Raw genomic sequence first — 25,933 nt, 5'->3', positions numbered from 1 at the left:
GCATGAACGGGTCTGATGCAAGCAAGGGCTCGATACCGGGCGGCGACGCGATAGCGCTCGCCGCCCGGATCAGGAGCGGTGCACTTGGTTGTGCCGAGGCGATGAAGCAGGCGATTTCAGCCGCCAGGGCCAACGAGGCGCTTGGCGCGATCTGTCATATCGACGAAGCGCTAGGCACGGCGGATGCCGCTGCGCTCGACCACGAATTCAGAAACAATCCCGCCACTTTCTCCGCCCGGCGCTTTGCCGGCGTGCCGACGCTTGCCAAGGATCTCGGTGGCCCATTCAAGGGGCTGGCCGTTCGTGCCGGCTCGCGGCTCTTCGACGGGATGCTCGATCCGTCGGCCGATTCCGACCTCGCGGCGCGCTTCCGGCAGGCCGGTTTCAGCCTGTTTGGCCTTACCACCAGCCCGGAAGTTGGCCTTTCCCTTGCAAGCGAGCCGGTGCGCGGGCCCGTCTGTCGCAATCCGCTCGATCCCTCCCGCACGGCGGGTGGCTCTTCCGGCGGTGCGGCTGCGGCCGTCGCAGCCGGTATCGTCGCAATCGCCCACGCAACGGATGCCGGCGGCTCGATCCGCGTGCCCGCGGCATGCTGCGGGCTCGTCGGCCTGAAAGCCAGCCGCGGCGCTATTCCCGGCGGTCCGAGTTTCGGCAATCATCTCGGCGGCATCGCCAGCGAGCTCGCCGTCTGCCGTTCCGTTCGCGACGCAGGTGCGATCTTCGAAGCCTTGCGCGGAAAACCCGCCGGTCCCTATGCGGAACCGGCCCTCGAGAAGAACGAAAAACTCCACCTGCGCATCGGCCTGCTGACGCAGACCAGCAGCGATTTCCCCACCGAGCCGGCACGCCAGGAAGCCGTCGAAGCCGCGGCCCGCAGCCTCGAACAGGACGGGCATGAGATCGTCACCGTTGAATGGGAGCGGCTTGCAGCAAGCGTCGCTGCAAGTGCCGCCATTTTCGCAGATATCATTTCGATCAATCTGGCATGGCTCGTCGAAAGCCTGCATCTCGACGTTTCGAAAGCCGAGCCGCTGACCGCCGCCTTTGCGGCGCGTGGCGCAGGCCTTGAGCCGACCGCGCTCTGGCAGGCCCTCAGCGCCATGCCGCAAGTCAGCCATGATCTCTGGCGGCTGTTCGACGGCATCGATTGCCTGCTCACACCCATGCTTGCCACAGCGCCGCTGCCGATCGGCTCTTTTCCGACCGATCATCACGACACGGAGCTGCATCTGAACCGCATGGCGCGCTTTGCGCCGCTCGCCTGCCTTGCCAATATATCCGGCTTTCCGGCGCTGACCCTGCCTTATGGACACGATGCGGACGCAATGCCGCTTCCCCTTCAGCTAATGGCACCAATGGGCGGGGAACCCATATTGCTTGCCCTTGCCTCGCGGCTGGAAGCCGAGCAACGTTGGATCCATCCCCATGCCATTGCGGGACTTGCCCCATGACATCAGCTCCCGTGCTTCAGCTTGCCGGCATCAGCAAGCGCTTTGGCGCCATCCAGGCCAATGAGGATATTTCGCTGAGCCTCGCCAAGGGCGAAGTGCTGGCGCTGCTCGGCGAAAACGGCGCCGGCAAGACGACATTGATGAGCATCCTCTTCGGCCACTATGTACCGGATGCGGGAACGATCCATATCGAGGGCACCGAATTGCCGGCCGGCCGGCCGCGGGCGGCGATCCGCGCCGGCATCGGCATGGTGCACCAGCATTTTTCCCTGGCGCCGAACCTGACGGTGCTCGAAAACGTCATGACGGGAACGGAAAAGCTCTGGTCCTGGAAGTCGGAGAAGGCGGCCGGCCGTGCTAAACTGCTGTCGATCTCTTCGCGCTTCGGCCTCGACGTCAATCCCGATGCCCGGCTCGGCGATCTCTCAGTCGGCGAACAGCAGCGCGTCGAAATCCTCAAGGCGCTCTATAACGACGCCCGCATCCTGATCCTCGACGAGCCGACGGCGGTGCTGACCAACATCGAGGCGGAACGTCTCTTCCGGACGCTTCGGGAAATGGCGCGGCAGGGGCTGTCGCTGATCTTCATCTCACACAAGCTGGACGAGGTGATCAGCGCAGCTGACCGCGTCGTCGTGCTGCGCGGCGGAAAGGTCGTCGCCGAACGGCTGACCGGTCAGACCAGCAAGTCCGAGCTCGCAGAACTCATGGTCGGCAGGCGGGTGACACGCCCCGTGCGTGAGGCGTCAACGCCCGGTGCTGTCGTCTTCGAAGCCGTCGGCGTCACCGTTTATTACAGCGGCCAGGAGCGGCTGAAGGAAATCAGCTTGCAGCTTCATGCCGGCGAAACGCTCGGCATTATCGGCGTCTCCGGCAATGGCCAGGCGACGCTCAGCCATCTCGTCAGCGGACTTACCGGCTGGAGCAGCGGGGAGATCCTGCTGTTCGGACAGCCGGTCACCGAAATCGGCGTCGAAAGCCTGATTACTGCCGGCATCGGCCGCATACCTGAGGATCGCAACAAGGAAGGCGCGATCGGCGAACTCGCTGTCTGGGAAAATGCCGTGCTGGAGCGCATCACCTCGCCGCGCTTTTCGCGTCACGGGCTGGTCGACCGTAAGGCCGGCATGGCCTTCGCCCAGGAGATCATCGCAGAATTCGATATACGCGGTGGCGGCCCGGCGACACGCACGCGGCTTCTATCGGGCGGCAACATGCAGAAACTGATCCTCGGCCGCAACCTGCATGACAGGCCGAAGATCCTGATTGCGGCGCAGCCGACACGCGGGCTCGACGAGGGCGCCGTCGCGGCTGTCCATGCAAGGATATTGCAGGCACGCAAGGAGGGCACGGCCGTGCTTCTGATATCAGAGGATCTGGACGAGGTGATCGGCCTTGCCGATCGCATCCAGGCGATCGTCAAGGGGCGCCTGTCGCCGCCCATCGATGCGGAAAGTGCCGATCCCAGAAAACTCGGCCTGATGATGTCAGGCGAATGGACGTCCGAGGCCCAGCATGCGTCTTGAACGCCGCGATCACCGCCCGCTCTATCTGGTCATAGCGGGACCCATTGCCGCCGTCATCGCCGCACTCGCCATTGCCGGCATCCTGATTGCGCTTGCCGGCGCGCCCGTGTTCGAAGCCTATTGGCGTATCCTCACCGGCGCCTTCGGCACGCGGCTTTCGGCGACCGAGACGCTGACGCGGGCCACACCGCTGATGCTGACCGGCCTTGCCGCAGCCGTCGCCTTCCGCGCCCGGCTCTGGAATATCGGCGCCGAAGGCCAGTTCTATCTTGGCGCCATTACAGTTGCCGCACTCGGCTCCAAGCTCTTGGCCGGACTGCCCGCAGCGTTGCTTATCCCCGCCTTGCTGATTGCGGGCGCCGTCGCCGGCATGGTGCTGATCCTCGTGCCGCTCTGGCTGCGGCTGCGCTTTTCAGTCGATGAAGTGGTGACCAGCCTGCTATTGAATTTCGTCGCCCTGCTCTTCGTTTCCATGCTGATCGATGGTGTGCTGAAGGATCCGCTCGCCTTCGGCTGGCCGCAATCCATGCCGGTTAGCGATCATGCGCTGCTACCGAAGCTGGTGGCGCGTTCGCGGCTGCATGTCGGCTTCATCATCGCCATCTTCATTGCGCTCGCCGTTCACCTCCTCCAGTCGCGCACCGTCTTTGGTCTGCGCTCACGCGCAGCCGGCCTCAATCCCGCCGGCGCCGCCTTTGCCGGCGTGCCGCTCGGCATGACGCTGGTGAAGGTCGCCTGCCTTTCCGGAGGGCTGGCGGGTCTTGCCGGCGCAATCGAGGTGATGGGCGTGAAGGGCTATGTGACGACGGATCTGTCGCCCGGGTTCGGCTATTCCGGCATCATCGTCGCCATGCTCGCCAACCTGCACCCGATCGGCGTGATCTTCGCCGCCCTCTTCACCGCCACGATGTTCGTCGGCGCCGACGGTATGAGCCGGGCACTCGGCATACCGACCTATATCGCCGACGTGACGGTTGCCGTTTCGCTGCTCACCATGCTTATTGCCCTGTTCTTCACCCAATACAGGATCCGCAGATGATGGCTCTCATCGACATCGTCTCATCCGCAGGCCTCTGGGCCGCTGTGCTGCGCATCGCGACACCGCTGATCTTCGGCACGCTCGGCGCGCTTCTCTGCGAAAGGGCCGGCGTGCTCAATCTCGGCATCGAAGGCATAATGACCTTCGGGGCGATGATCGGCTGGCTTGCGGTCTTCCACGGCGCCGATCTCTGGACCGGCCTTCTGGTCGCAGCCTTCGCCGGCGCGGTCTTCGGCCTGCTGCATGCGCTTTTGACCGTGACGCTCGGCCTGTCGCAGCATGTCACGGGCCTTGGCATCACACTCTTTGCCTCCAGCCTCAGTTATTTCGTCTTCCGCCTGGTCGTGCCGCTTGCCGGCACGCCACCGACGATCGTGCCCTTCCAGCCGCTCGACATCCCGCTTCTCTCCAGCCTGCCCTTCCTCGGCCCTGCCCTCTTTGCACAGACAGCGCCGACTTATCTGGCGATCTTCCTGGCGCTTGCGATGGGCTATCTGATCTTTCGAACCCCACTAGGCCTGACGATCCGCATGACCGGCGAAAATCCGCATGCGGCGGAAGCCCAAGGCATCGATCCGATCAGGATCCGCTATGGCGCGATCATTGCCGGAAGTGCGCTGATGGCCGTCGGCGGCGCCTTCCTGACGCTCGCAGCCTTCAACAGCTTCTTCCCGACCATGGTCCAGGGACGCGGCTGGATTTCCATCGCGCTCGTTGTCTTCGCCTCCTGGCGGCCGGGCCGGGCCCTCTTCGGCGCCCTGCTCTTTGCCTTCTTCGATGCCTTTCAGCTGAGGCTGCAGACGGTGCTGGGAGGGTACGTGCCCTATCAGCTTTTCCTGATGACGCCCTATCTCCTGTCGATCGTAGCCCTTGCCGTGATGGCGCGGCGCGCCCGCGTGCCGCAGGCGCTCATGCAGCCCTATCGCCGCGGCGAGCGCTGATTGCCATGCCCAGAAACCTCAACAGACCGGTGCCGCCATGTTTGACCTGATCATCAAAAACGCAAATCTTCCCGATGGCCGCAGCGGCATCGATATCGCCATTCAGAAGGACAGTATCGCCGAGGTCGCTTCCAGGATCGACGCCGAGGCGGCCGAGGAGATCGATGCGAGCGGCCGCCTCGTCAGCCCGCCTTTCGTCGATCCGCATTTTCATATGGATGCAACGCTCTCGCTTGGCCTACCGCGCATGAACCGCTCCGGCACGCTGCTTGAAGGTATCGCGCTCTGGGGTGAACTACGGCCAATCCTGACGCGCGAAGCCTTGGTGGAGCGGGCGCTGCGCTATTGCGATCTCGCCGTCTCGCAGGGGCTTCTCGCCATCCGCAGCCATGTCGATACCAGCGATCCGCGGCTGGTAACTGCCGAGGCGCTAATCGAGGTGCGCGAGAAGGTCGCCTCCTATATCGACCTGCAGCTCGTCGCCTTTCCGCAGGATGGTTATTATCGTGCGCCTGAGGGCGTCGAAGCGTTGAACCGTGCGCTGGACATGGGCCTCGATATCGTCGGCGGCATTCCACATTTCGAGCGCACCATGGCTGATGGTGCGGCCTCCGTCGCAGCTCTTTGCCGCATCGCTGCCGATCGTGATCTGCCGGTCGATATGCATTGCGATGAAACCGACGATCCGCTGTCACGCCATATCGAGACGCTGGCAGCAGAGACGGTGCGGTTCGGCCTGCAGGGTCGCGTTGCCGGCTCGCACCTGACCTCCATGCATTCGATGGACAATTATTACGTCTCCAAGCTCATTCCGCTGATGGCGGAGGCGGAGATCAACGTCATTCCCAATCCGCTGATCAACATCATGCTGCAAGGCCGCCACGACACCTATCCGAAGCGGCGCGGCATGACGCGGGTGCGCGAACTGATGGAAGCCGGCCTCAACGTTTCCTTCGGCCATGACTGCGTAATGGACCCCTGGTACTCGATGGGTTCCGGCGACATGCTGGAAGTCGGCCATATGGCGATCCACGTGGCGCAGATGGCCGGCATCGAGGACAAGAAGAAGATCTTCGACGCGCTGACCGTCAACTCCGCCAAAACCATGGGCCTCGAAGGCTACGGCCTGGAAAAGGGTAAGAATGCCGATCTCGTCATCCTTCAGGCGCGCGATCCGCTGGAAGCGCTGCGGTTGAAAGCGAACCGGCTGATCGTCATCCGCCGCGGCAAGGTCATCGCGCGAAGCATGCCTCGCTTGAGCGAACTTGAGATCGAGGGCAGACCGGCACGGCTAGACGCATCGGATTTCTATCCTAGCCTACCGGGCTGACGACGGGTTTTTCTAGGAACGAAGCGCCGTTGCCGGTCCGACCATATCCTGATCCCCGAGCGCCTGCTCTCGCCCGGTCGAGGCGGCGCGCCTTTGCGGTTGTCGGGGCGTCGCATTCGACTCAGGGACAGATGCGGACTTCCTCACTTGGCGCAAAAATTGCTTTTCATGAGCGATGGAGAACACCATATGCTCGACATTGACCCGCGAATATTCTCGATAAACCGGCCGTCGCTTCAGCAATACAAAGCGTTCGTTCAGCGCGACCTCATCATAGAGACTTACCACAGCTCGTCCGGCGAGATGGTCTCGCAGGGCTCACTTCACAGGATCTCGATCAACCGCACTGCTCACCGGAAGTATGCACACCGATATGGTTCGGCAAATTTCAGATCTGTCGATAGACCGTCCTTCACATTGGGCTTCCAGCCGGCTTTGATAAATTTCGAAGTCGAAGGCGACGCCGCAGACTACATATCGATCTTCCAGGCTCCGAAGCTCTACGAGAACCTGGGCTTGAGAGATTTCGACCCTGACCGCCTCAACGACGATGCATTCAGTGCAGCATCGGACCCGACCACCTTGCAGGTGGCCCTTTCACTTGCTGCAGCCGTCGAGCAAACCGATTGCGTGGACCCTCTCTTGATGGAGCACCTTGGCATGGCGCTCGCCTGTTCGGTCGTCAGGCTCCTGGGGGCAAAAGCGCCTGTCGGGATGCGGTCGATCACGTCGGAAAAGCTGAAGCGGGTGACCGAGTATGTCGAGGATTACCTTTATCGTGCCGACCTCAACGTCGATGAGTTGGCCGGCGTCGCCCACATGAGCCACTTTCATTTCAGCCGCGCATTCAAGAAGGCCGTCGGGAAGCCGCCGCATCAGTTCATACTCGATCGAAGGATTGAGAAGGCTCGAATTTACCTGGCTGATGGCAAGGAAACTCTCTCTGAGATCGCCTATGCCATCGGCTTTTCCAGTCAGGCACATTTCTCAAGCGTATTTCGCCGGATGGTCGGCGTAACTCCCGCTAACTATCGCAAGTCATTCCAATGATCGGCGCTGATGCGCAGAAAAGCAGCTTTGCGAAAAAATAGCGCACGATTTTGAAATCGCACCCCGCGTTTGCAAGACACACTCTCGACAACAAGGGAGTATCGAATGTCTGCCTTTGCGCAAGTTAATCCAATCACCGATATTTGCTTTCTGGTCGAAGACATTGACCGGGCAGTGGCCTTCTACGTCGATAGCCTCGGCTTCAAGCCACGCCGGCGCGCTCCAGGCTTTGCCGATTTCAAGGGTGCGGGCGTTACCCTCGCCCTTTGGGAGATCGACCATATTGCTCAAAATACCGGCGTATCCGGCCTGAAGGCACCGCCCGGTGTTCACAAAGCCTGCGCTGCGATCGAGCTTTCTTCTCCCGCGGCCGTGGACGCAGCCTACGCCGAATTGGCAGCTGCGGGCGTCACCTTCCAGGGGCCTCCACAGGATTACAGCTGGAACGCGCGCTGCTGCTATTTTGCAGATCCTGATGACAATCTCTGGGAACTCTATGCCTGGGCCGAGGGCGGTCCGGTGGGCGATCTCGACTAAACAAGTCTCTGCCGCCGATTGCTGGCAAGGGCGTTAACAGAAGGGGAATGGCGATGACGATGAACCGACGCAGGTTTTTGGCCAACGGTGCGCTTACGCTTGCTGCTCTATCCGGCGGCCTAAGTATCTTTACACCCACCAGGGCGAACGCCCAAAGCGCAAAGGTTGTCATCAAGTACGACTGGTTGATGAGCAACGGTCAGATCGGGGACATCGTCGCGGCGAAGAAGGGGTTTTTCCAAGCTGAGGGACTGGAGGTGGAGTTTTCCCCCGGGGGTCCCAACTCCGCGACCGTGCCTCCGGTCGTTACCGGCCAGGCCGGGCTCGGCCAGTTCTCGGACTCGGCGCAGTTGCTGCTCGCACGCGCCTCAGGGGTACCAATCAAGATCATCGCTTGCGGATTTCGCATGGCGCCTTTCGCGTTCTACTCGCTGCCGAAGGCGCCAATCCGCGCTGTCAAGGATATGGTCGGCAAACGCATCGGGATTCAGCCAACCGCCCGCTACGTCCTTGATGCAATCCTTCTCAAGAATGACATCGACCCGTCGAGCCTCACGATCACAAACATTGGCTTCGACATGACGCCGTTGACGACGGGCCAGGTCGATGCGGTGACGGGCTGGATCACCAACACCCAGGCTCTATCCGTTATCGGACCTGACCGGATCGATTTGATGATGAAGGATACGGGGCTGCCGTCTTATGCCAACGTCTATTTCGCAACCGACGATGCGATCGACAAGCACTCCGACACGCTTGCGAAGGCAATGCGAGCCATAGCCAAGGGCTGGTCATGGACGCACGAGCATCCAGAAGACGCAGTGAAGCTGACGGTCGAAGCCTATCCGCAGCTCGATCTGGCAGTGGAGTTGAAAACGATACCACGGATCATGTCGCTGAGCTTCGATGAGACGACGGCAAAGGATGGATGGGGTACCTTCGATCCCAAGGGCATCGCCGAACAGATCTCGGTCTATGACAAGGTTGGCCAGTTCAAGTCCGGCCCACCAAAGCTCGATGAATGCTTTTCGACCGCCATATTGGAGATGACGGCAGGAGACCGTCCGAAGATCGGATGAGCCCTGTGACAAACGAAATTGCAATCGAGGCGAGGAGCCTTGGGCTCGGCTATCCGGGATCGAGTGAGGCGGTTCTGGAGGGCGTCGATCTCAGCGTCGCCAAAGGCGAGTTTCTGACCATTCTTGGCCCGTCCGGATGCGGTAAGTCGACGCTCCTTCGCGCAATTGCCGATCTGCTGCCGCCGATCAACGGCCGGCTTTCCGTACTTGGGAAGTCGGCGGCGGAGGCGAGAAGGCAGCGGGAGGTCGGATTTGTATTCCAGGAGGCCACCCTGCTTCCCTGGCGCACGGTGCGAGACAATGTTTGCCTGCCATTGCAGGTTGGAAAAGGCCGCATAGCCAAATCGGTCCAGCCAAGGGCCGACCATTGGCTGGAGTTGGTCGGCCTTGCCCATCTATCGGATCGCTATCCAAACCAGCTTTCGGGCGGACAGCGCCAGCGCGTTTCGATTGCACGCGCCTTGCAGTGCGAGCCGGACATCCTCCTGATGGATGAGCCCTTCGGCGCGCTCGACGAAATCACCCGCGACCGGCTCAATGATGAGCTTCTCTCCATCTGGCGTCGGACACACGCGACGATCCTCTTCGTGACACACAGCATTGCCGAGGCGATTTATCTCGGAGGGCGCGTACTGGTGCTTGCAGCAAACCCTGGCCGGTGCCAGGCCCTCATCGATCTGGCATCATTGAAGGACGAAAACGGCGTCTGTCGCAGGGAAAGCCCGCAGGCACAGGAGATAGCAGCGCAACTGCGTCGGCTGCTGCGCGATGGTGGAGCGTAATCCCTTGAAGAGAGACCAACTTTCCCTGTTGGAAGCGACTATTCTTCCAGTTGCCGGCGCGCTCTCATTACTGATCGTCTGGCAATGGGTGTTACCGGCGCTCGGCGTTCCGGCTTATATCGTCCCCACGCCACTCTCGGTCCTGCACACATTTGGCAGTGAATGGCGGGGGCTTGTCCAGAACGCGCTACCCACCTGGTACGAGGCTCTTCTTGGCTTTTTTCTCGGCAATCTGACTGCAGTGATCCTTGCCATTGTCTTCGTCTACAGCCCGCGTGTCCGGGCGGCATATTTTCCCGTCGTGCTGCTCTTCAATACCATTCCGGTTTTGGCCCTGGCGCCGATCATCATCCTCGTCTTCGGTCTCGGCATTTTACCCAAGGTCGTGATCGCCGCCCTCCTTTGTTTCTTCCCGACTCTCATCAACATGGTCCGTGGTTTGACATCGGCGACAAGCAACGAGCTGGAGCTCATGCATGTTCTCTCGGCGAGCCCATGGGAAACCTTCTGGCGTCTGCGGGCTCCACGATCGGTGCCGCTTCTGTTCGCCTCGCTGCGGATTTCGGCAACGACCTCTGTAATAGGCGCGATCGTGGGGGAATGGATCGGATCAGATCGCGGACTTGGCGCCGTAATCATCCAGTCGACGTTCAACTACCAAGCCGAAAGGCTCTTTGCGGCGGTACTGCTTGCCTCGCTGTCCGGCATCATCTTCTTTGCGATCGTTGGCCAAATCGAGCGAATCTTCCATCGGCAGGCATCCTCTTGAATTAGGTATGTCCTTTGACAAGCAGGAACGTCTGAATGGATTTTGATCTCATTGTGCAGAATGCCAACCTGCCAGATAGCCTCAGCGGCTTGGCGGGCGTCCGACAACGGTCGAGGGGCAGCCCGTGCGCCGATCATCCCAACCGCAAGATTGAGTGGAGCGATCAGCGCTCACCTTTGACCTGGATGAGGTAGGGCGGCGTCAGGCCTGAAGGCATGGCGGGCAGGTGCTGGAGGATTTTCAGGTTGGGGTCGAGCGCCCGGCGCAGGTGGTCGGCAAGGGCTGCACAGGCCCTGTCAATATCGCCGGCGAGCAGCGCGTCGTAGACACGGGTATGCTCCGATATCATCATTGAAATTTCCGCTTCGGTGCGCAGCTTGGCGAAGGTCGAGTGGGTGGCGATGAGGACGCGTTGACTGCGGCGCACAGCCGCAAGAAGCACCGTATTGGGGCAGGGCGCGAGTGAATCGAGATGCAGGTCTGCTTCCGCCCGCTCCAGCTTTTCCGGCGCCTGTGGATAGGGGCCGAGGGATTTCAATCTCTGCCGGCGCTCCTCAAGACCCTCCTTCTCAAGGAAAGGATAGGCCTGGCGCAGGGCTTCCGGCTCCAGCAGGCGACGCATGTCGTAGTGATGACGAAAGACCTTGGCGCTGAGCGGACCGGCATACCAGCGGTTATTGCTGTCCTGCTCGATGATGCCGCTGCGCTCCAGCTGGGTCAGCACTTCATGGGCTATGGTGCGGCTGACATCGTAATGCTGGGCAAGTGCTGACTCGTTCAACAGGAAACGGCCATAGGCAAGACAGACGGCAACGGCATGTTCGACTTCCGGGTAGATCTGCTCCCGGCGATTGATGACCGGAACGGTGAGCGAACGTGGCAGGTCGAGGCCCGCAGCAAAAAGGTCGCCGCGCTGCGGCTCGCCGCCCGGCACGATATAACCGCGCCCTTCGAAGGTCTGGATCAGGCCTTCCGACAGGAGCCGCGCCAGCGCGATACCGGCCGGAATACGGCTGACATTGAAAGCGCGAGCGATGCTTGCCTGCCCGAGAATGAGGCCGGGCTCCAGCGCACCCCGCTCCAGATGGTCACGAAGAACCTGATAGATCGTCAGATAGATCGGCTCGGACCGCACAGCCGTGGCCGCGGTTTCAGCCCCCGCCCCGCTTGCCATCGTCATGTCTGTTCCAAAGGCCGTCTGCCCATTTCCCGATGCGCCCGATCAGCTTGCGGGCGGTTTTTCCTGCGCGATCCATGATGAAGAAGCCATGGATGGTTCCCTGCCATTCCTCGTAACAGACGTCATTTCCGGCGGCAATCAAGCGCTGTGCATAAGCGCGGCCCTCGTCGCGCAGCGGATCGTGGTCCGCGGTGATCAACAGCGTCGGTGCTAAGCTCGAGAGGTCGGCGGCGAGCAGCGGCGAGACGCGAGGGTCGGAGGGTAGCGTGCCGCCCGAAAGATAATGTTCCGCAAACCAGATCATCGTCGACTGTTGCAGGGAAAAGCCGTTCGCGAATTCCCGGCGGCTTTCTGTCGTGCCGGAGAGATCGGTAGCCGGATAAATCAAAACCTGCCCGGCAAGCGGGATGGCGAGATCGCGCGCCCGGATCGCCAGCGATGCGGCAAGACTGGCGCCGGCGCTGTCGCCCGCAACGATCACCTTGCCGGCATCAAGTGCAAGCGCTTCGCCATTTTCCTGAAGCCAGAGAAGTGCCGTCTCGGCGTCCTCGAAGGCCGCCGGAAAAGGTGCTTCCGGCGCCTTGCGGTATTCGACAGACAGCACATTGGCGTGGGCGGCATTGGCGAGCGTACGAACCGGCCCGTCATGGGTCTCGATGCTGCCGACCATCCAGCCGCCGCCATGGAAGAACAGGATGGTCCGCGTGGTGCCGGCCACGCGGTAGAGCCGCGCCTTGAGCCTGACGTCGCCGCTTGGAATCTCCACATTCTCAATGCTGGAGACCGCGTCCTTCGCACCCCAATGAAGGGCGAGCCGGATTTCGGAATCGGCGCGCGCCTGTTGCGGTGGGAGCGTCTCAATCGCAGCTCCGCCAAGCGCCTCCTGCTCCTCCAACATGGTCCGATATTCCGGCAAAAGCCTCGACCGGTCGACACGCGCCCCGTTCTCTTGCGGCTCCATCAACTCCTCCTCGCCGATTGCCTGGTGCGATGGAAAGGGAAGATGCCAAAAAAGTCAATAAGCGAATATTGCATGCGATATTCGATTGTGCTAGCGATTGGGTATGGCAATGCTGGAAGAGGACCGGACTTGCCCAAATCGGGAGGATGTCATGACTATTCGCAGTCTCATTGCTGCAGGCCTTGCATGCTCCGTGGCAGTCGCGCCGCTCAGCGCTTTCGCCTCGGACAACAAGATCGCCCTGGTTCCGGGCGGTCCGCACCCCTATTTCGCGCCCTGGGAACAGGCTGCCGCCGATGCCGCCAAGGATTTCGGCATCGCCGCTGTCGAGTACAAAGTGCCGAGCGAATGGAAATTGGAGGCGCAGACTGAGCTTCTGGAAAGCCTCGCGGCACAGGGTACCAATGGCTTCGGCGTGTTTCCGGGTGACGCAGTCGGCGTCAACGCCATAGTGTCGGAAATGAAGAGCAACGGCATTCCCTCGGTGGCACTTGGCGGCTGCGCGCAGGATCCGACCGATGTCGGGCTTTGCCTGGCGACCGATGTTTCGCAGTCGGCCTATCTCGGCACCAAGGCGCTGATTGAGGCGATGGGTGGCAAGGGCACGATCGTTCATCTGGCAGGCCTGCTCGTCGATCCGAATACGACGCTGCGCGTCAAGGCGGTCGAAAAGGCCGTCGGCGAGACGAATGGCGCCGTCACCCTGTTGCAGACGGTCGGTGATACCGACAGCCAGGAACAGGGCGACCAGAAGATCAATGCCCTGCTTGCCGCGCAGAAGGACAAGATCAACGGCCTGATCGCCACCGGCTATATTTCCTCGGTGGTGGCTGCAACCGCGCTCAAGAACCTTGGCGATAAGAAGATCAAGCTTGTCGGCATCGACGATGACAAGATCATCCTTGACGGCATCCGTGACGGTTTCGTTGCCGGCACCATGGCGCAGAACCCCTATGGCCAGGCCTATATCGGCGCCTATGTGCTTGATCAGATGGCTGCAGGCTGCAGCGTGAAGGCGGACGCCCCGTGGATCGCCACACCTCAGACGGCGCATTTCGTCGATTCCGGCACGCTGCTGATCTCGGAAAAGAACGTCGACAGCTACAAGGACGATCTGAAGGCGCTGACGAAGAAACTGCAGGGGAGTTTCAAGGACACCTACCTCTCCTGCAAATAACGAGAGCGGCGTGGGGTCGAAAGCGCCCGCCGCCCAATCATTCCTGTTCCACGAGACCGGTCATCCCAGCGCATGGCACCCATCGACAATGATAGCCCCGTCCCCGATGCAGCCAGACACAGCCTGCTGGGATTGCTGACCAGGGGGCCGGCGCAGCTCGGCCTGCTGATCATCCTTCTGATCCTGTGGGCCGTCTTCACCAGTCTGGCGCCGGGCTTCCTGTCGCGCTTCAACCTGAATTCCATGGGCCGCTCGGTCGCAATCGATGTCGTGGTCGGCTTCGCCCAGATGGTGGTGCTGGCGACCGGCGGCATGAACCTCTCGGTCGGCGCGATCGGCGTCTGCTCCGTCATGGCTGCGGGCTATCTGATGCAGACGGCAGGCCTGCCCATTCCGCTTGCGATCATCCTGACGCTCGCTTTCGGCGGCCTTCTCGGCGCGCTGAATGGGCTCGCGATCGTCAAGACCGGCGTCAACGGCTTCATCGTCACGCTCGCCAGCGCCAGCCTGTTTTCCGGCGGCATGCTGATCTTCACCAAGGGCGTGCCGCTGAACGGGTTGCCGGCGAGTTTCGGCGCCTTCGGCCGCAGCGGCATCGGCCCGGTGCCGTCGCTGGCGGTCGCAGCACTTTTGATCGGCGCCCTGCTCTACATCCTTTTCAAGCATACGGTGCTCGGCCGGCAGATCCTGGCCGTCGGTGCCAATGCGCGTACGGCGGAAATGTCGGGCGTCCCCGTCGGACGGATTACCATCTTCGTGCATGTGCTCTCGGGAATGCTGGCCGCAGCAGCAGCCTTGATGCTGACGTCACGATTGTCAGCGGCCATGCCCGGCGTTGCCGGCGACGACTGGCTGCTGCCCTCTTTCCTTGCCCCCGTCATCGGCGGCACGGCGCTTGCCGGCGGAATGGTGTCGGTGGTTGGTACGATCCTCGGTGCGATGCTGGTCGCAACCATCCGCAGCGGCCTGCTGGTGCTGCAGGTCGGGAATTTCTGGCTGCAGCTCTTCCTCGGCATCTTCCTGCTCTCGGCTATCCTGTTCGAACGCTACCGGACGAAGCTCGCAATCCGCGAACAGACGAGGCGCGCATGAAGACGCTGATTTCCCTTGCCGCAAGGACACAATGGTCCGGCATCCTGGTCGGCGTCATCGCCGGCGCCATCGCGCTCGCCTTCGCCTCCCCCGCCTTCATGACGGAATTCAATTGGTTCGTCATGCTGCGCAGCATCTGCGTATCACTGCTCGTCGCCTTCAGCCAGATGGTCATGCTGGGCGTCGGCCAGATGAACCTTTCCGTCGGGGCGCTCGGCGGGCTCATCGCTGTCGTGACCGGTGGACTTATGGATGTCTGGGGACTGCCGGCCATCGCCGCGATCATTGTCGGCCTCGCCTTCGGCGGCCTTGCCGGTTTTATCAATGGCTGGCTGACGGTGCGCACCGGCATCAACGGCTTCATCGTCACACTCGCGACCGGATCAGCCTTTGCCGGCGTCAATCTCGGCATCACCAAGGCCATTCCCTTCTACAATCTGTCGCCGGCCTTCGTCGCCTTCGGCAATGGACGCCTCGGTCCCTTCCCGCTGCTGCTGATCGTGCCGCTGGTGGTGACCGTGCTGCTCATCATCTTCTTTGTCCGCACGGTCGAGGGACGCTACATGCTGGCGGTCGGCGGCAATGCCCATGCGGCGGAGCTGTCGGGCATTTCGGTCGCCCGCGCGACGATCATGGCGCATGTGCTTTCCGGCCTGCTGGCCGCAACTGCCGGCGTGCTCGCCGTCGCCCAGCTCGGCTCAGCGCAACCGACGATCGGCGCGGACTGGGTGGTCATTTCCTTTGCKGCGCCGATCATCGGCGGAGCAAGCCTTGCCGGCGGCTCGATCTCCATCCTCGGCACCCTCATCGCCGTGTTGCTGGTCGGGCTGATCCAGAATGCCATGGTGCTGCTGGCGGTCGATCCCTACTGGGTGACCTTCCTGCTCGGCGCGCTGATCCTCGCCGCCGTCTGGATCAACCGCTACCGCGCAGTCCGGGTCGGGGAGGATTGAGATGGCACTCATTCTGGACCGGATCGGCAAGTCGTTCCCGGGCGTGCGGGCGCTCAACAATGCATCTCTGACCCTCAATGGCGGCGAGATCCATGCGCTGATGGGCGAAAACGGCGCCGGCAAATCGACGCTGATCAAGATCATCACCGGTGTCCATCGGCCAGACAGCGGGACAGTGACGCTGGACGGCACGCCTCTATCCCTCTCATCGCCCCGCGATGCAATCGCGCTCGGCATTTCGGCGGTGCATCAGGAGCGTAACCTGATCCCTCGCTTCTCGGTGGCCGAAAACATTCTCCTGGAGGGGCTGCCGGTTCGAAACGGACTCGTCGATTTTCTCCGCGCCAACGAACAGGCGCGCGAACACCTTCGCAAAGTCGGCCTCGATGTCGATCCGGCAACGGAAGTGCGCCGCCTCAGCGTCGCCCAGATGCAGATGGTGGAGATTGCCAAGGCGCTCAGCCACCAGGCCAAGGTTCTGCTGCTCGACGAGCCGACGGCATCGATCACCGATGCCGAGACCGAAATCCTCTTCAGGCTCGTGCGGCAGTTGCGTGATCAGGGAACGGCGATCCTCTTCGTCAGCCACAAGCTCGAAGAAGTTTTGAGCCTTTGCGACAGGGTCACGGTTCTGCGCGACGGAGAGACGACACTGCGTGGCGCGCCGATGGCCGGCATGACACGGCAGACGCTGATCGAGGCGATGATTGGCCGCGCGGAGCGGCCGGTGATTGCCCGCTCAGGCAAGCCGCAGGAAGGCTCACCAAAGATTGAGCTTCGCGATGTCGCGACAGCGACCGGCCACGGCAATATCTCTTTTTGCCTCCGTCGCGGTGAAATCCTCGGCCTCTACGGCCTCGTCGGTGCCGGCCGCACTGAGCTCGTCCGCGCTATCATCGGAAAGGACAAGCTTACGTCGGGCACGTTTCTGATCGACGGCAAACCAGTGCGGATCGGCTCGGTGGAGGAGGCGATCAAGCGCTTTCGCATGGGCTATGTCAGCGAAGACAGGAAACATGAGGGCGTCATCCTCGCTCATCCGATCCGTTCGAATATCGCCATGACCGTCTGGGGCAAGATCGCCTCGACCTTCGGCCTGATCGGCGCCGGCCAGGAGCGCCGGACCGCCGCACCACTTGCCCGGCAGCTGGAAATCCGCACGCCCAATCTCGAACAGCTCGTCGGCAATCTCTCGGGCGGCAACCAGCAGAAGGTGTCGCTTGCCAAGTGGCTCGCCGCCGATGTCGATATCCTCTTCATCGACGAGCCGACCGTCGGCATCGACATCAAGGCCAAGGCCTATATTCACGAGCTGATCAACGGGCTTGCCGACAAGGGCATGGCGATCCTGCTGATCTCCAGCGACATGCCGGAAATGGTGGCGCTCGCCGACCGCATCCTCGTCATGCACGATTTCAGGATCGTCCACGAACATGAAAACGACCGCAAATATGAGACGGCAAGCCGCGCCATCATGTCGGCAATCCACGCGGCCGAACCCGCCCAAACCCGCACGGCACGTTAGGAGGAACCATGGCCCGCATTGAAAAGATCGAACTGCGCATGGTGGACCTGCCGCCGAAGGTGAAGCGTACCGATGCGATCCAGAGCTTCGTCAGCCAGGAAACGCCAATCGTCACCATCACCGATTCCGACGGTGCCTCGGGTACCGGCTATTCCTACACGATCGGTACCGGCGGCTCCTCCGTCATCCGGCTTCTGTCGGACCATCTGGCGCCGCTCTTGATCGGCGAGGATGCCGATTGCATTGAGGCGATCTGGCACAAAATGGAATTTGCCACGCATGCAACGACCATCGGCGCGATCACGGCGCTGGCGCTCGCGGCCGTCGATACCGCACTCTGGGATCTGAGAGCCAAGAAGCAGAAGCTGCCGCTCTGGAAACTTGCCGGGGGTGCCAAGGAAAGCTGCCCGCTCTATACGACCGAAGGCGGCTGGCTGCATATCGAGAAAGAGGCGCTTGTCGAAGACGCCCTGCAGGCGAAGGCGAAGGGTTTTAGCGGCTCGAAGGTGAAGATCGGCAAGCCGCACGGCGCTGAGGATTATGCCCGTCTGTCTGCGGTACGCGCCGCCCTCGGCGATGGCTTCGAGATCATGACCGACTGCAATCAAGGCTTTACCGTCGATGAAGTGATCCGCCGGGCAGAACGGCTGAGGGAACTCGATCTCGCCTGGATCGAAGAACCACTGCCGGCCGACGATCTCGACGGCCATATCCGGCTGTCGCGCTCGACCCCGACGCCGATTGCCGTCGGCGAATCCCTCTATTCGATCCGGCATTTCCGCGAATATATGCAGAAGGGCGCCTGCTCGATCGTGCAGGTGGATGTTGCCCGCATCGGCGGCATCACACCCTGGCTGAAGGTTGCGCACGCGGCCGAAGCCTTCGATATCCCCGTCTGCCCGCATTTCCTGATGGAGCTGCATGTCAGCCTGGTCTGCGCCATCCAGAACGGCAAATATGTCGAATATATCCCGCAGCTCGACGATCTGACCACCAGGGGCATGGAAATCCGCGACGGCCACGCCATCGCCCCCTCCGAACCCGGCATCGGCATCGGATGGGACTGGGATGCCGTCAAGAAGCGCAGCATCGCCGAATTCACGACAGAAATTACCCGAGGGCGGTAGCAATATGCAGCGAATGGGCATGGTGATCGGCCTGGAGCCGGACAAGGTCGCAGATTACAAGGCACTGCATGCCGCCGTCTGGCCGGAGATCCTGTCACTGATCTCGGCCTGCAACATCACCAACTATTCGATCTTTCTGAAGGAGCCGGAAAACCTGCTGTTTGGCTATTGGGAATATGTCGGTGACGATTTCGAAGCCGATATGGCCAAGATGGCCGCCGATCCGGCAAATCGGCAATGGTGGGCCGTCTGCATGCCCTGCCAGAAGCCGCTTGCAACACGCAAGGACGGTGAGTGGTGGGCGATGATGCCGGAAGTGTTTCACTTTGATTGAACTGGCGTTGCTCAGGCGCTCGAAGCAGAACGCTTCCGGGATCCATGGAATTGCAATTCTGATATCATTGCCTTATATGCAATCAATGATATCAGGAGGCTTTTATGGCCAGCATGACTATCCGCAATATCGATGATGCGCTGAAACGGCGCCTGCGAATCCGGGCTGCGAGCCACGGCCGGTCCATGGAAGACGAAGCGCGCGATATTCTTCGATCGGCACTGGCCACCGGCGAGACACCACGCAACCTTGTTCAATCCATCAGGGCACGCGTTGCACCGACCGGTGGCGTTGACCTTGATATTCCCGCACGTGAGCCTATTCGTGACATGCCGGACTTCGAACAGTGATCATCCTCGATACGAATGTTCTTTCCGAGCTGTTGGTGTCATCCCCGAGCCCAGCCGTCATCGACTGGTTGGCCGAGCAGGGCCCAGCTTCGGTATTCACGACGTCTATCACCGAGGCAGAAATCCTATACGGCTTGCGGTTACTACCAGAAGGTCGCCGCCGTCGGGAGCTAGAGGCCGCAATATTACCGATCTTCAATGAGGATCTTGCAGGGCGTGTCCTACCCTTCGACCGCGAAGCAGCGGACGTCTATGCCACTATAGCGACCAGGCGGCGCGCTGCCGGTCGCCCAATCAGCCAATTTGATGCACAAATCGCAGCCATAGCCTTATCTCGCGGCGCGTCGCTTGCGACGCGCAACGAAGCCGATTTCGAGAATATCGGCCTGGCGATCGTGAACCCATGGAAGGCAAGCTGATCTAAATAGGCGATCTCATCAGGGCCGGGGTCGGTCCGTTGCAAATTTTCCGACTATCCACGCCTGGGCCCGCCCCCTCCTTGCTGATCATTCTCGTCAGTGTGGCGGTGCTGCTCGACGTCCGGCAGGCAAGATAATTGCCGGGCCCCATCGCGAGTGCGACAGCTGTGCTTATTGAACCCATTCAATACGCTCTGTCGAAACCAAGCTCGAACCAATCCATCACATCCGGCGAGACAAGGTCTTCTTTCGATAGGCCATTCAGCATCCACTTGCCATAGCTATCGCCTTTGGATGGCCGTCCAATCTTCAAGCGCTCGGCAATCTGCAGGGCAATGATCGTTTGATCCCTCGAACTCAGGAGCAAAGGCAATCGGCCCGCGAGGCTCGTGCTGCTTCTCCTCTTTCCATCGAGCACTCCGGCCACGCAACCGGTGAAATAGCCAGCTCTCTTCGCCCTTGGAAACCAGGTGCTGCCGTCGTCATAGGCTGGTGCACTCAGCATCTCGCGGATGGATTTATCCGGTTTGCCCCAATGGAGCACGGCGTCAAGCTGATCAACCACCTCAGGCGTTCTGTCGCTTGCGAACATGACGCGCATATATTGGCAAAGCGCCGGCGCGCCCCTGCTTCTTTCGATCTCGGTACTCACGCCGTCGGGATCGGCCATGATCGCCGCACCGAGGTCATTGAGGATTTTTTTCCGTTTGTGCTCATTGAGAGCGGCGAGATCGCGCCTGTCCCGGATGAAGTCGCTCCAGACGGAGGCTGGCTGGCTCTGAGCCATTGTCGCGACCACCGATGACAGCAGCACAGCAGCCACAAGGACCGCGTGCCTGCAAGCGGATTTTATCATTCTGCGAAGCCCCAGGATCCGACCTTCGATCTTGTTCAGCCTGCATTATTATCCAGATTCGGAGGCCAGACGAAAGCTTGCCATCAGCTCCTGTCCACCTCTACCGTCGCCGTCAGGCCGGCGATCAGCCTGACATCATCAGGCACGGCGTCGATGCTGATGCGCACCGGCACGCGCTGGGCAAGGCGCACCCAGCTGAAGGTGGGGTTGATGTTTGCGAGCAGGCCGCTGCCGGCGGTGCGTTCGCGGTCCTCGATGCCGGTTGCAATGCTTTCGACATGGCCGTCAAGGCTTTTCGTCTGGCCCATCAGGTGGATGGATACCTTGTCGCCGGGGTGGATGCGCTGCAGCTTGGTTTCTTCGAAATAGCCTTCGACGCGCAGCGAATCCGTATCGATCAGCGCGATCTTGGCGGTTCCGGCGCTAACATAATCGCCCGGGCGCAGGCTGAGATTGGAGACCGTCCCGTTGACCGTCGCCTTGATCTCCGAACGGTCGAGATTGAGCGCAGCCAGATCGCGGTTGGCGGTTGCCTGGCGGAAGGCGGCTTCGGCCTGCTCTTCAGCCGTCTGCGCCTGTTCCTTCTGCTGCAGCGAGGCGGCTTCGCCGAGGCGCTCCTGGCGCTCGCGCTCACGGTGTGCCTGGTCGAGCGCGGCCTTGCTGCCTTCGAGTGCCGCTTCGGATTGAGCGAGCGCTATCGAGAAACGTGCGCGATCGACGCGGAAGAGGATATCGCCCTTCTTCACCGCCTGATTATCGATGACGAGCACCTCGCTGACGAGGCCAGAGACATCGGGCGCGATCCCGACGACATCGGCGCGCAGTCGAGCATCGCGCGTCCAGGGCTCGTCCATATAGTGGCCCCAAAGCCCGCGGCCGACAAAGACGGCGGCGACGACCACGGCAAGAGTGACGATGAGGCGACCAATGAATTTCAGGGAGTTCATGCGAAATACCAGCGTGTGAAGGAGGAAACGGCTCCAAGGACGAGCACGTAGAGGGCGAGGTCGAAGAGACCACGGTGCCAGACGAGGGAATAGGCACCGAGCCAGGCCAGCATCCGTCTGATGACGATCATTAGCATCAGGCTCAGCACCATGAGAACGAGGAGGCGTGGGACATAGACGCCGTAAACATCAAATTCTGCAGGCATGACAATTACTCAGCGGCAAGCGGGAGGAGTTGCGGCGCAGCCTCGGCCGCGTGCCAGCTTGCTGGCGGGGCTGCGTCAGGGAAAAGGGCGCGCCTGAGGCCGACAAGGGCGTCGATGCTGTCGGCGCCGCGCCTGTTGTCTTCGAGCGCGATGATTTTGAGGCTGTCGTCGATCGACTGACGCAGGCCCTCTTGCGGAGCGAGCGCCCGACCGGCCGCAATACGGTCATGATAGAAATCGGCGATGCCGGAGAGAACCGCGCCAAGCGATGCGGCGCTCGCCCCACGCAGTCTCTTGCGTTCACCCTGCAGCATCAGCACGTTGAAGCCGATGCGCACTTCGGCAAAGCCATCCACCTTCTTCAATTCCCGGTCCTCGACGACGGCAAGGCGCGGTACGAGCTGGCCGAGGCGATCGAGAATGCGGCCGGAAAGCCGCTCGTGATCGGCACGGCGTTCGCCTGCCGCCGTCTCGGCAAGATCGGTCCAGCCGGCGCGCACCAGCCGCCAGGCGGCGAGTTCGGCGCCGAAAGGGCGGGCGATCAGCGTCCATACCAACGCAAAGCCGATGCCGGCGAGCGCGGCGATCGCTTCATTGGTGAAGGTGGTGAAATCGGACGTGTAACGATCCTGCAGCGCGATGAAGGAGGCGCTGTTTACTGTCAGCAGCATGGCCAACATGTTGAACTGCGGCTTGGGGATCATCAGCCCCAAAAGCAGGAAGGGCGGAGCGAAGACAAGAACCAGGAGCTCGTAGCTGTTGACCATCGGCAGGATGCCGAAAATATAGACGAAGGAGATGATGAGGCTGATGCCGCACCAGATGAACATCGAGGTGATGAAGGGTGCAGGCCGATCAAGCGCCGCGAAGAAGGAGCAGGCAACGGCTGCCATGGTGACGAAACCGGCGCCATTCTGCCAGCCGCTATAGATCCAGAACAGGCAGGCGACGAGAATGCCCGCAACGACCGCGCCGGCCTGGAAGGCAAGCAGCGCATAATCGAAATGCCTGATACGGCCGACGATCTGGCGATGGCGAAAGGCCGGCCGCCAGGGGCCGGAATGTCTGCCGCTGACGATTTCGTCGCGCAGCGTCAGGCAATCCTGCCAGAGATCGACGATCTCCTTCAGCCGCGCCAGCGCACTGGAAAGCAGCAGGTCGCCCCAGCGCCGATCCGGGTCGGCCTCGCGGAGACTATCGATCCGCTGCGCCAGCTTTTCAGCCGTGTCGTCAGCTTGAGATTTTGCGCCGAGGCTCAGCCAGTCGGCGACCTCGTTCAGCAGGCAGATCAAATCTTTTGGCAGCACCTCGCGCTCGGTCTTCAGTGCATGAAGACGATCGGCGAGCGAGGAGAAGAGCGGCAACAGCATCAGGAGACGGCCGCGCAATTCGCGCGAATGGCGCACAATATCACGGCTGCCCGCGTCGTAACCAAGCTGGCTGATGATGAGGTCGAGGCCGGTGACGTCGGCGGCAAGCTTCTGCCGTTTCAAGGGCGTTGCCGGCGTCGCACCCTCGCCGCGCAGAATATCATTTGCCCAGCTGCCGGCATCGTCGAGCCAAGTGGAAATGCGCTGGCCGAGCACGCTGCGCACACTGGTCGGGAAGACGACGGCACTGACGAGACTGGCGCAGACGATGCCAATAATGATCTCTTCCGAGCGGGCAAGGGCCGTGTCGAAGATGGTGTCAGGCGAACCGACGGACGGCAGCGCGATAAGCGGCAGGGAATAGCCGGCCAGCATGAAGACGTAGCTGCGTGAAGAACGGTCCAGCATCGAGATAAACAGGAGCGTGCCAGTCCAGAGCGCAATGACGATGCTCAAAAGCTCCGGCGCATTGACGAAGAGCGGCACGAAGAAAACGGCCGCACTTGCACCGAGAAGGGTGCCGAGCGCGCGATAGAGGCCCTTCGAACTTGTCGCACCCGCGAGCGGATTGGCGACGACATAGACGGCCGCCATTGCCCAGTAAGGCCGCGGCAGGTCCAGGGACAAGGCAATGAAAAGGGCAAGCATGGATGCGAGGAAGGCCTTGGCCGAGAAGAGCCAGTCCCGCCAGGAGGGAAGGGTCACGATGTTTCCTCAAATTGCTGTGCGATCGCCGCAACCTGCGACGGGCTGATCTCTTCGAAGGCCTGCAGAACGCGGACCGCCGCTTCGAGATCGGCTTCACTGACGTTTACGAGGATCCTGCCGCGCAGGTCATCGAGAACGGCCTCCATCCGGGTTGCGAGGCTCTGGCCCTCCTCCGTCAGCCAGAGACCCTTTGCCCGCCTGTCAATCGGATCATCCTTGCGCATGACGAGATCGAGTGCTTCCAGCTGATCGAGCAACCTGACCAGCGACGGGCCTTCGATGCCGACGTGATTGGCCAGCACGACCTGGCGCACGCCACCACCCAAACGGCCAATCCAGAGCAATGGTGCTGCGCAAGCTTCCGAGATGCCGTGGGAGGTCAGCGCAAGATCCACCGCCCGGCGCCAGTTGCGGCCGGTCGACAAAAGGTTCGCAGTGAAAACGCGCTGAAGGGACGTAAATGATTGCATGCCATTCTAGTAGCATTAAAATAGTTAGGATTCAAACAATATTCTGAGACGAACGGAAATTGCTCCCGACGGATGTCCGAAGACAGCTGGCGTCAGGATGGAGATGGGCAGGAATTGCCTTACCTGGAGGAAGATTGCAGGGCAGCGACACTCACCCTCAGCCGGGGTGCGGCGAAATCCAGAAAGTGGCGCATTTTGAGCGGCATCTGGCCACGGGCGAGATGGACCAGGTGGATGGGAGCCGGCTCCGGTTCGAAATCCTCGAGCACGAGTTTCAGCGCGCCGGCCGCGACCGCCCCTGCGACCTGATAATAAAGCAGCCTGGTGATGCCGGCGCCGCGAATGGCGGCCTCGGCCGCCGCCTCGGTCGTGGTGACGGAAAGCCGTGGGCTGATCGGCACCTCAATGGCCTTTGCTGCTCCGACCTTCTGGAACTGCCAGCCGACAGATGGCGTCAGGATCTCGACGCTGATGCAGGGCAGGCCCAGAAGATCGGCTGGCTCCTTCGGCACACCGCGGCCGGCAAAGAAGGCCGGACTGCCGCAGACGACCCTGCGAACCGTACCGACGCGCGTGGCGACCATGGCGCTGTCGGGCAAATTGCCGATGCGCACGGCCATATCGACATGCTCGTCGACGAGATCGATATTGCGGTCCGCCAGCATCAGCCGCACGTTGATCGCCGGAAAGGTGGCCAAAAAGTCCGTCACGACAGGCAGCACGTGAAGGCGGCCGAACTGCACCGGAGCTGTGATCACCAACTCGCCCTTCGGCATGGCGAATTCGCCGGATGCCTGACGTTCGGCCTCCTCCACCTGCTCGAGGATTCGTCTGGCGGCATCGACATAGGTCGTGCCTGCATCGGTCAAGGCGATCTTGCGCGTGGTGCGGGTCAAGAGCTTGGTTCCGAGCAGCGTCTCCAGATCGGTGATCTTGCGGCTCAGAGTCGGCAGGGGAATTTTCAGCGAACGGCTGGCCGCCGACAGGTTTCCCCTGTCCACCACCTCCAGCAACATCGACATGGCTTCGAACCGGTCCAAATCATTCTTCCATTTTCCGGTAAAATTACTTTCATTTTAAGCATATTCTCTTGGTGAATGGAAATCGACACATTTGCATCCACAAGCCAATCACGGTTTGCCAGCAGCGAAGGAGATCTCCATGTCCCGCATTTTCATTCCCGCCAAGGACGATGTGCCAGAAGCAACAAAGCCAACGCTCGACGCCATCCAGAAGGCGCTGGGCTCCGTTCCGAATATCTTCCGCCTCGTCGCCAACAGCCCGGCCGCGCTGACCGCCTTCACCAGCTTCCAGAACGCCCTTTCCAGGACACTCGATGTCAAGACACGTGAGCGGATCGCTCTGGCCGTCGCAGAGGTGAACGGCTGCGACTACTGCCTGTCGGCCCATACCTATCTCGGCCTCAACCTCGCAAAGATCAGCCCGGAAGAAATTGCGCTGAACCGCAAGGGCGCATCAGCCGATGCCAAGGCGAATGCCGCCGTCGGCTTTGCGGCAAAGATTGCCGAAGCGCGCGGTCATGTCTCCGATGCCGATATCGCGAGCGTCCGCGCTGCCGGCTTTTCTGATGCGCAGATCGTCGAGATCGTCGCTCTGGTCGCCGAAAACACTTTCACCAATTATCTGAACGAAGTCGCCAAGACCGATATCGACTTCCCGGTCGTGTCCGCAGCCAATGCCGCCTAACGGATGACGAGCGGGTTAAAGCCCCGCTCCCACCCAACCTTGAGGAG

27 protein-coding genes are annotated in these 25,933 nt (G+C 61.4%); 19 read left to right on the top strand and 8 right to left on the bottom strand.

Annotated features, from left to right (window positions below):
• The first annotated feature begins 2 nt into the window (after window positions 1–2).
• The 10 genes from AC1DTN_RS20600 to AC1DTN_RS20555 all read left to right on the top strand — a co-directional run bounded on the left by AC1DTN_RS20600 (window position 3) and on the right by AC1DTN_RS20555 (window position 10,504).
• Window positions 3–1,451, top strand: a complete 1,449-nt coding sequence (locus AC1DTN_RS20600; protein ID WP_477922385.1) for an amidase — start codon at window positions 3–5, stop codon at window positions 1,449–1,451.
• Window positions 1,448–2,977: an ABC transporter ATP-binding protein gene (locus AC1DTN_RS20595; RefSeq protein ID WP_477922384.1), complete on the top strand. Its 1,530-nt coding sequence runs from the start codon at window positions 1,448–1,450 to the stop codon at window positions 2,975–2,977. Before AC1DTN_RS20600 ends, AC1DTN_RS20595 begins: the two co-directional genes overlap by 4 nt.
• A complete protein-coding gene (locus AC1DTN_RS20590; protein ID WP_439018708.1) occupies window positions 2,967–4,016 on the top strand; it encodes an ABC transporter permease in 1,050 nt (349 codons plus the stop codon). Before AC1DTN_RS20595 ends, AC1DTN_RS20590 begins: the two co-directional genes overlap by 11 nt.
• Window positions 4,013–4,957 carry an ABC transporter permease gene (locus AC1DTN_RS20585; RefSeq protein ID WP_113320185.1) on the top strand — a complete coding sequence of 315 codons (945 nt, stop codon included), beginning with the start codon at window positions 4,013–4,015 and terminating at the stop codon, window positions 4,955–4,957. Before AC1DTN_RS20590 ends, AC1DTN_RS20585 begins: the two co-directional genes overlap by 4 nt.
• A 37-nt stretch (window positions 4,958–4,994) precedes the next feature.
• A complete protein-coding gene (locus AC1DTN_RS20580; RefSeq protein ID WP_477922383.1) occupies window positions 4,995–6,287 on the top strand; it encodes an amidohydrolase family protein in 1,293 nt (430 codons plus the stop codon).
• Between the two features lie 189 nt (window positions 6,288–6,476).
• Window positions 6,477–7,337, top strand: coding sequence for a helix-turn-helix domain-containing protein (locus AC1DTN_RS20575; protein ID WP_113320187.1), 861 nt, complete (start codon window positions 6,477–6,479; stop codon window positions 7,335–7,337).
• 105 nt (window positions 7,338–7,442) lie between these two features.
• Window positions 7,443–7,874 carry a VOC family protein gene (locus AC1DTN_RS20570; RefSeq protein WP_113320188.1) on the top strand — a complete coding sequence of 144 codons (432 nt, stop codon included), beginning with the start codon at window positions 7,443–7,445 and terminating at the stop codon, window positions 7,872–7,874.
• Between the two features lie 53 nt (window positions 7,875–7,927).
• Window positions 7,928–8,953: an ABC transporter substrate-binding protein gene (locus AC1DTN_RS20565; protein WP_477922381.1), complete on the top strand. Its 1,026-nt coding sequence runs from the start codon at window positions 7,928–7,930 to the stop codon at window positions 8,951–8,953.
• A complete protein-coding gene (locus AC1DTN_RS20560) occupies window positions 8,950–9,735 on the top strand; it encodes an ABC transporter ATP-binding protein (RefSeq protein ID WP_113320189.1) in 786 nt (261 codons plus the stop codon). The genes AC1DTN_RS20565 and AC1DTN_RS20560 overlap by 4 nt, the downstream gene beginning before the upstream one ends.
• A gap of 4 nt (window positions 9,736–9,739) precedes the next feature.
• Window positions 9,740–10,504, top strand: coding sequence for an ABC transporter permease (locus AC1DTN_RS20555; RefSeq protein WP_477922380.1), 765 nt, complete (start codon window positions 9,740–9,742; stop codon window positions 10,502–10,504).
• A gap of 163 nt (window positions 10,505–10,667) precedes the next feature.
• On the opposite strand, the gene AC1DTN_RS20550 is transcribed toward AC1DTN_RS20555, so the two are convergent.
• Both AC1DTN_RS20550 and AC1DTN_RS20545 read right to left on the bottom strand, forming a co-directional pair.
• Window positions 10,668–11,684, bottom strand: a complete 1,017-nt coding sequence (locus AC1DTN_RS20550; RefSeq protein ID WP_113320190.1) for a GntR family transcriptional regulator — start codon at window positions 11,682–11,684, stop codon at window positions 10,668–10,670.
• Window positions 11,656–12,645 (bottom strand): alpha/beta hydrolase, encoded by a 990-nt coding sequence (locus tag AC1DTN_RS20545; RefSeq protein WP_477922379.1) that lies wholly within the window; start codon window positions 12,643–12,645, stop codon window positions 11,656–11,658. The genes AC1DTN_RS20550 and AC1DTN_RS20545 overlap by 29 nt, the downstream gene beginning before the upstream one ends.
• A gap of 151 nt (window positions 12,646–12,796) precedes the next feature.
• Here AC1DTN_RS20545 and AC1DTN_RS20540 point away from each other — a divergent pair, with 151 nt between their 5' ends.
• The 8 genes from AC1DTN_RS20540 (at window position 12,797) to AC1DTN_RS20505 (ending at window position 19,622) form a co-directional block, all read left to right on the top strand.
• Complete coding sequence (locus AC1DTN_RS20540) at window positions 12,797–13,822, top strand: sugar ABC transporter substrate-binding protein (RefSeq protein WP_113320192.1); 1,026 nt, start codon at window positions 12,797–12,799, stop codon at window positions 13,820–13,822.
• Between the two features lie 72 nt (window positions 13,823–13,894).
• A complete protein-coding gene (locus AC1DTN_RS20535) occupies window positions 13,895–14,914 on the top strand; it encodes an ABC transporter permease (RefSeq protein ID WP_477922378.1) in 1,020 nt (339 codons plus the stop codon).
• Window positions 14,911–15,867 (top strand): ABC transporter permease, encoded by a 957-nt coding sequence (locus AC1DTN_RS20530; RefSeq protein ID WP_477922377.1) that lies wholly within the window; start codon window positions 14,911–14,913, stop codon window positions 15,865–15,867. The genes AC1DTN_RS20535 and AC1DTN_RS20530 overlap by 4 nt, the downstream gene beginning before the upstream one ends.
• Window position 15,868: 1 nt before the next feature.
• Window positions 15,869–17,392 (top strand): sugar ABC transporter ATP-binding protein, encoded by a 1,524-nt coding sequence (locus tag AC1DTN_RS20525; RefSeq protein WP_477922376.1) that lies wholly within the window; start codon window positions 15,869–15,871, stop codon window positions 17,390–17,392.
• An 8-nt stretch (window positions 17,393–17,400) separates the two neighbouring features.
• Window positions 17,401–18,519 carry a mandelate racemase/muconate lactonizing enzyme family protein gene (locus AC1DTN_RS20520; RefSeq protein ID WP_477922375.1) on the top strand — a complete coding sequence of 373 codons (1,119 nt, stop codon included), beginning with the start codon at window positions 17,401–17,403 and terminating at the stop codon, window positions 18,517–18,519.
• A gap of 4 nt (window positions 18,520–18,523) precedes the next feature.
• Entirely contained in the window at window positions 18,524–18,853 is a 330-nt protein-coding gene (locus AC1DTN_RS20515; protein ID WP_007820508.1) for an L-rhamnose mutarotase, read from the top strand.
• Window positions 18,854–18,957: 104 nt separating this feature from the next.
• Window positions 18,958–19,203, top strand: coding sequence for a FitA-like ribbon-helix-helix domain-containing protein (locus AC1DTN_RS20510; protein WP_113320197.1), 246 nt, complete (start codon window positions 18,958–18,960; stop codon window positions 19,201–19,203).
• Window positions 19,200–19,622, top strand: a complete 423-nt coding sequence (locus tag AC1DTN_RS20505; RefSeq protein ID WP_442207257.1) for a type II toxin-antitoxin system VapC family toxin — start codon at window positions 19,200–19,202, stop codon at window positions 19,620–19,622. Before AC1DTN_RS20510 ends, AC1DTN_RS20505 begins: the two co-directional genes overlap by 4 nt.
• Window positions 19,623–19,806: 184 nt before the next feature.
• Here the strand turns inward: AC1DTN_RS20505 and AC1DTN_RS20500 are convergent, their stop codons facing one another.
• The 6 genes from AC1DTN_RS20500 to AC1DTN_RS20475 all read right to left on the bottom strand — a co-directional run bounded on the left by AC1DTN_RS20500 (window position 19,807) and on the right by AC1DTN_RS20475 (window position 25,219).
• Entirely contained in the window at window positions 19,807–20,292 is a 486-nt protein-coding gene (locus tag AC1DTN_RS20500; RefSeq protein WP_477922374.1) for a hypothetical protein, read from the bottom strand.
• Window positions 20,293–20,561: 269 nt separating this feature from the next.
• Entirely contained in the window at window positions 20,562–21,425 is an 864-nt protein-coding gene (locus AC1DTN_RS20495) for an efflux RND transporter periplasmic adaptor subunit (protein WP_477922373.1), read from the bottom strand.
• A complete protein-coding gene (locus tag AC1DTN_RS20490; protein ID WP_113320200.1) occupies window positions 21,422–21,631 on the bottom strand; it encodes a DUF1656 domain-containing protein in 210 nt (69 codons plus the stop codon). The genes AC1DTN_RS20495 and AC1DTN_RS20490 overlap by 4 nt, the downstream gene beginning before the upstream one ends.
• Window positions 21,632–21,636: 5 nt before the next feature.
• A complete protein-coding gene (locus tag AC1DTN_RS20485) occupies window positions 21,637–23,706 on the bottom strand; it encodes an FUSC family protein (protein WP_442207253.1) in 2,070 nt (689 codons plus the stop codon).
• Window positions 23,703–24,179 carry a MarR family winged helix-turn-helix transcriptional regulator gene (locus tag AC1DTN_RS20480; protein WP_442207252.1) on the bottom strand — a complete coding sequence of 159 codons (477 nt, stop codon included), beginning with the start codon at window positions 24,177–24,179 and terminating at the stop codon, window positions 23,703–23,705. The genes AC1DTN_RS20485 and AC1DTN_RS20480 overlap by 4 nt, the downstream gene beginning before the upstream one ends.
• A 119-nt stretch (window positions 24,180–24,298) precedes the next feature.
• Window positions 24,299–25,219 (bottom strand): LysR substrate-binding domain-containing protein, encoded by a 921-nt coding sequence (locus AC1DTN_RS20475; protein ID WP_477922371.1) that lies wholly within the window; start codon window positions 25,217–25,219, stop codon window positions 24,299–24,301.
• Between the two features lie 121 nt (window positions 25,220–25,340).
• Here AC1DTN_RS20475 and AC1DTN_RS20470 point away from each other — a divergent pair, with 121 nt between their 5' ends.
• The gene (locus AC1DTN_RS20470; protein ID WP_113320203.1) at window positions 25,341–25,886 is read left to right on the top strand and encodes a carboxymuconolactone decarboxylase family protein; all 546 of its coding nucleotides are present in this window, start codon (window positions 25,341–25,343) and stop codon (window positions 25,884–25,886) included.
• Window positions 25,887–25,933: the final 47 nt, after the last annotated feature.

It is taken from the genome of Rhizobium sp. 01T444, assembly GCF_056398305.1.
Note: the sequence above shows the minus strand (reverse complement) of the source record. Positions and strands in the feature narration are given on the sequence as shown.

Bases quoted from the DNA above. Each gene is read 5' to 3' on its own strand.
- AC1DTN_RS20490 (WP_113320200.1), bottom strand. From the start codon at position 21,631: ATGCCTGCAGAATTTGATGTTTACGGCGTCTATGTCCCACGCCTCCTC.
- AC1DTN_RS20500 (WP_477922374.1), bottom strand. From the start codon at position 20,292: ATGGCCGATCCCGACGGCGTGAGTACCGAGATCGAAAGAAGCAGGGGC.
- AC1DTN_RS20510 (WP_113320197.1), top strand. From the start codon at position 18,958: ATGGCCAGCATGACTATCCGCAATATCGATGATGCGCTGAAACGGCGC.
- AC1DTN_RS20580 (WP_477922383.1), top strand. From the start codon at position 4,995: ATGTTTGACCTGATCATCAAAAACGCAAATCTTCCCGATGGCCGCAGC.
- AC1DTN_RS20590 (WP_439018708.1), top strand. From the start codon at position 2,967: ATGCGTCTTGAACGCCGCGATCACCGCCCGCTCTATCTGGTCATAGCG.
- AC1DTN_RS20495 (WP_477922373.1), bottom strand. From the start codon at position 21,425: ATGAACTCCCTGAAATTCATTGGTCGCCTCATCGTCACTCTTGCCGTG.
- AC1DTN_RS20585 (WP_113320185.1), top strand. From the start codon at position 4,013: ATGATGGCTCTCATCGACATCGTCTCATCCGCAGGCCTCTGGGCCGCT.
- AC1DTN_RS20565 (WP_477922381.1), top strand. From the start codon at position 7,928: ATGACGATGAACCGACGCAGGTTTTTGGCCAACGGTGCGCTTACGCTT.
- AC1DTN_RS20480 (WP_442207252.1), bottom strand. From the start codon at position 24,179: ATGCAATCATTTACGTCCCTTCAGCGCGTTTTCACTGCGAACCTTTTG.
- AC1DTN_RS20525 (WP_477922376.1), top strand. From the start codon at position 15,869: ATGGCACTCATTCTGGACCGGATCGGCAAGTCGTTCCCGGGCGTGCGG.
- AC1DTN_RS20600 (WP_477922385.1), top strand. From the start codon at position 3: ATGAACGGGTCTGATGCAAGCAAGGGCTCGATACCGGGCGGCGACGCG.
- AC1DTN_RS20575 (WP_113320187.1), top strand. From the start codon at position 6,477: ATGCTCGACATTGACCCGCGAATATTCTCGATAAACCGGCCGTCGCTT.
- AC1DTN_RS20550 (WP_113320190.1), bottom strand. From the start codon at position 11,684: ATGACGATGGCAAGCGGGGCGGGGGCTGAAACCGCGGCCACGGCTGTG.
- AC1DTN_RS20535 (WP_477922378.1), top strand. From the start codon at position 13,895: ATGGCACCCATCGACAATGATAGCCCCGTCCCCGATGCAGCCAGACAC.
- AC1DTN_RS20570 (WP_113320188.1), top strand. From the start codon at position 7,443: ATGTCTGCCTTTGCGCAAGTTAATCCAATCACCGATATTTGCTTTCTG.
- AC1DTN_RS20560 (WP_113320189.1), top strand. From the start codon at position 8,950: ATGAGCCCTGTGACAAACGAAATTGCAATCGAGGCGAGGAGCCTTGGG.
- AC1DTN_RS20540 (WP_113320192.1), top strand. From the start codon at position 12,797: ATGACTATTCGCAGTCTCATTGCTGCAGGCCTTGCATGCTCCGTGGCA.
- AC1DTN_RS20520 (WP_477922375.1), top strand. From the start codon at position 17,401: ATGGCCCGCATTGAAAAGATCGAACTGCGCATGGTGGACCTGCCGCCG.
- AC1DTN_RS20515 (WP_007820508.1), top strand. From the start codon at position 18,524: ATGCAGCGAATGGGCATGGTGATCGGCCTGGAGCCGGACAAGGTCGCA.
- AC1DTN_RS20595 (WP_477922384.1), top strand. From the start codon at position 1,448: ATGACATCAGCTCCCGTGCTTCAGCTTGCCGGCATCAGCAAGCGCTTT.
- AC1DTN_RS20470 (WP_113320203.1), top strand. From the start codon at position 25,341: ATGTCCCGCATTTTCATTCCCGCCAAGGACGATGTGCCAGAAGCAACA.
- AC1DTN_RS20545 (WP_477922379.1), bottom strand. From the start codon at position 12,645: ATGGAGCCGCAAGAGAACGGGGCGCGTGTCGACCGGTCGAGGCTTTTG.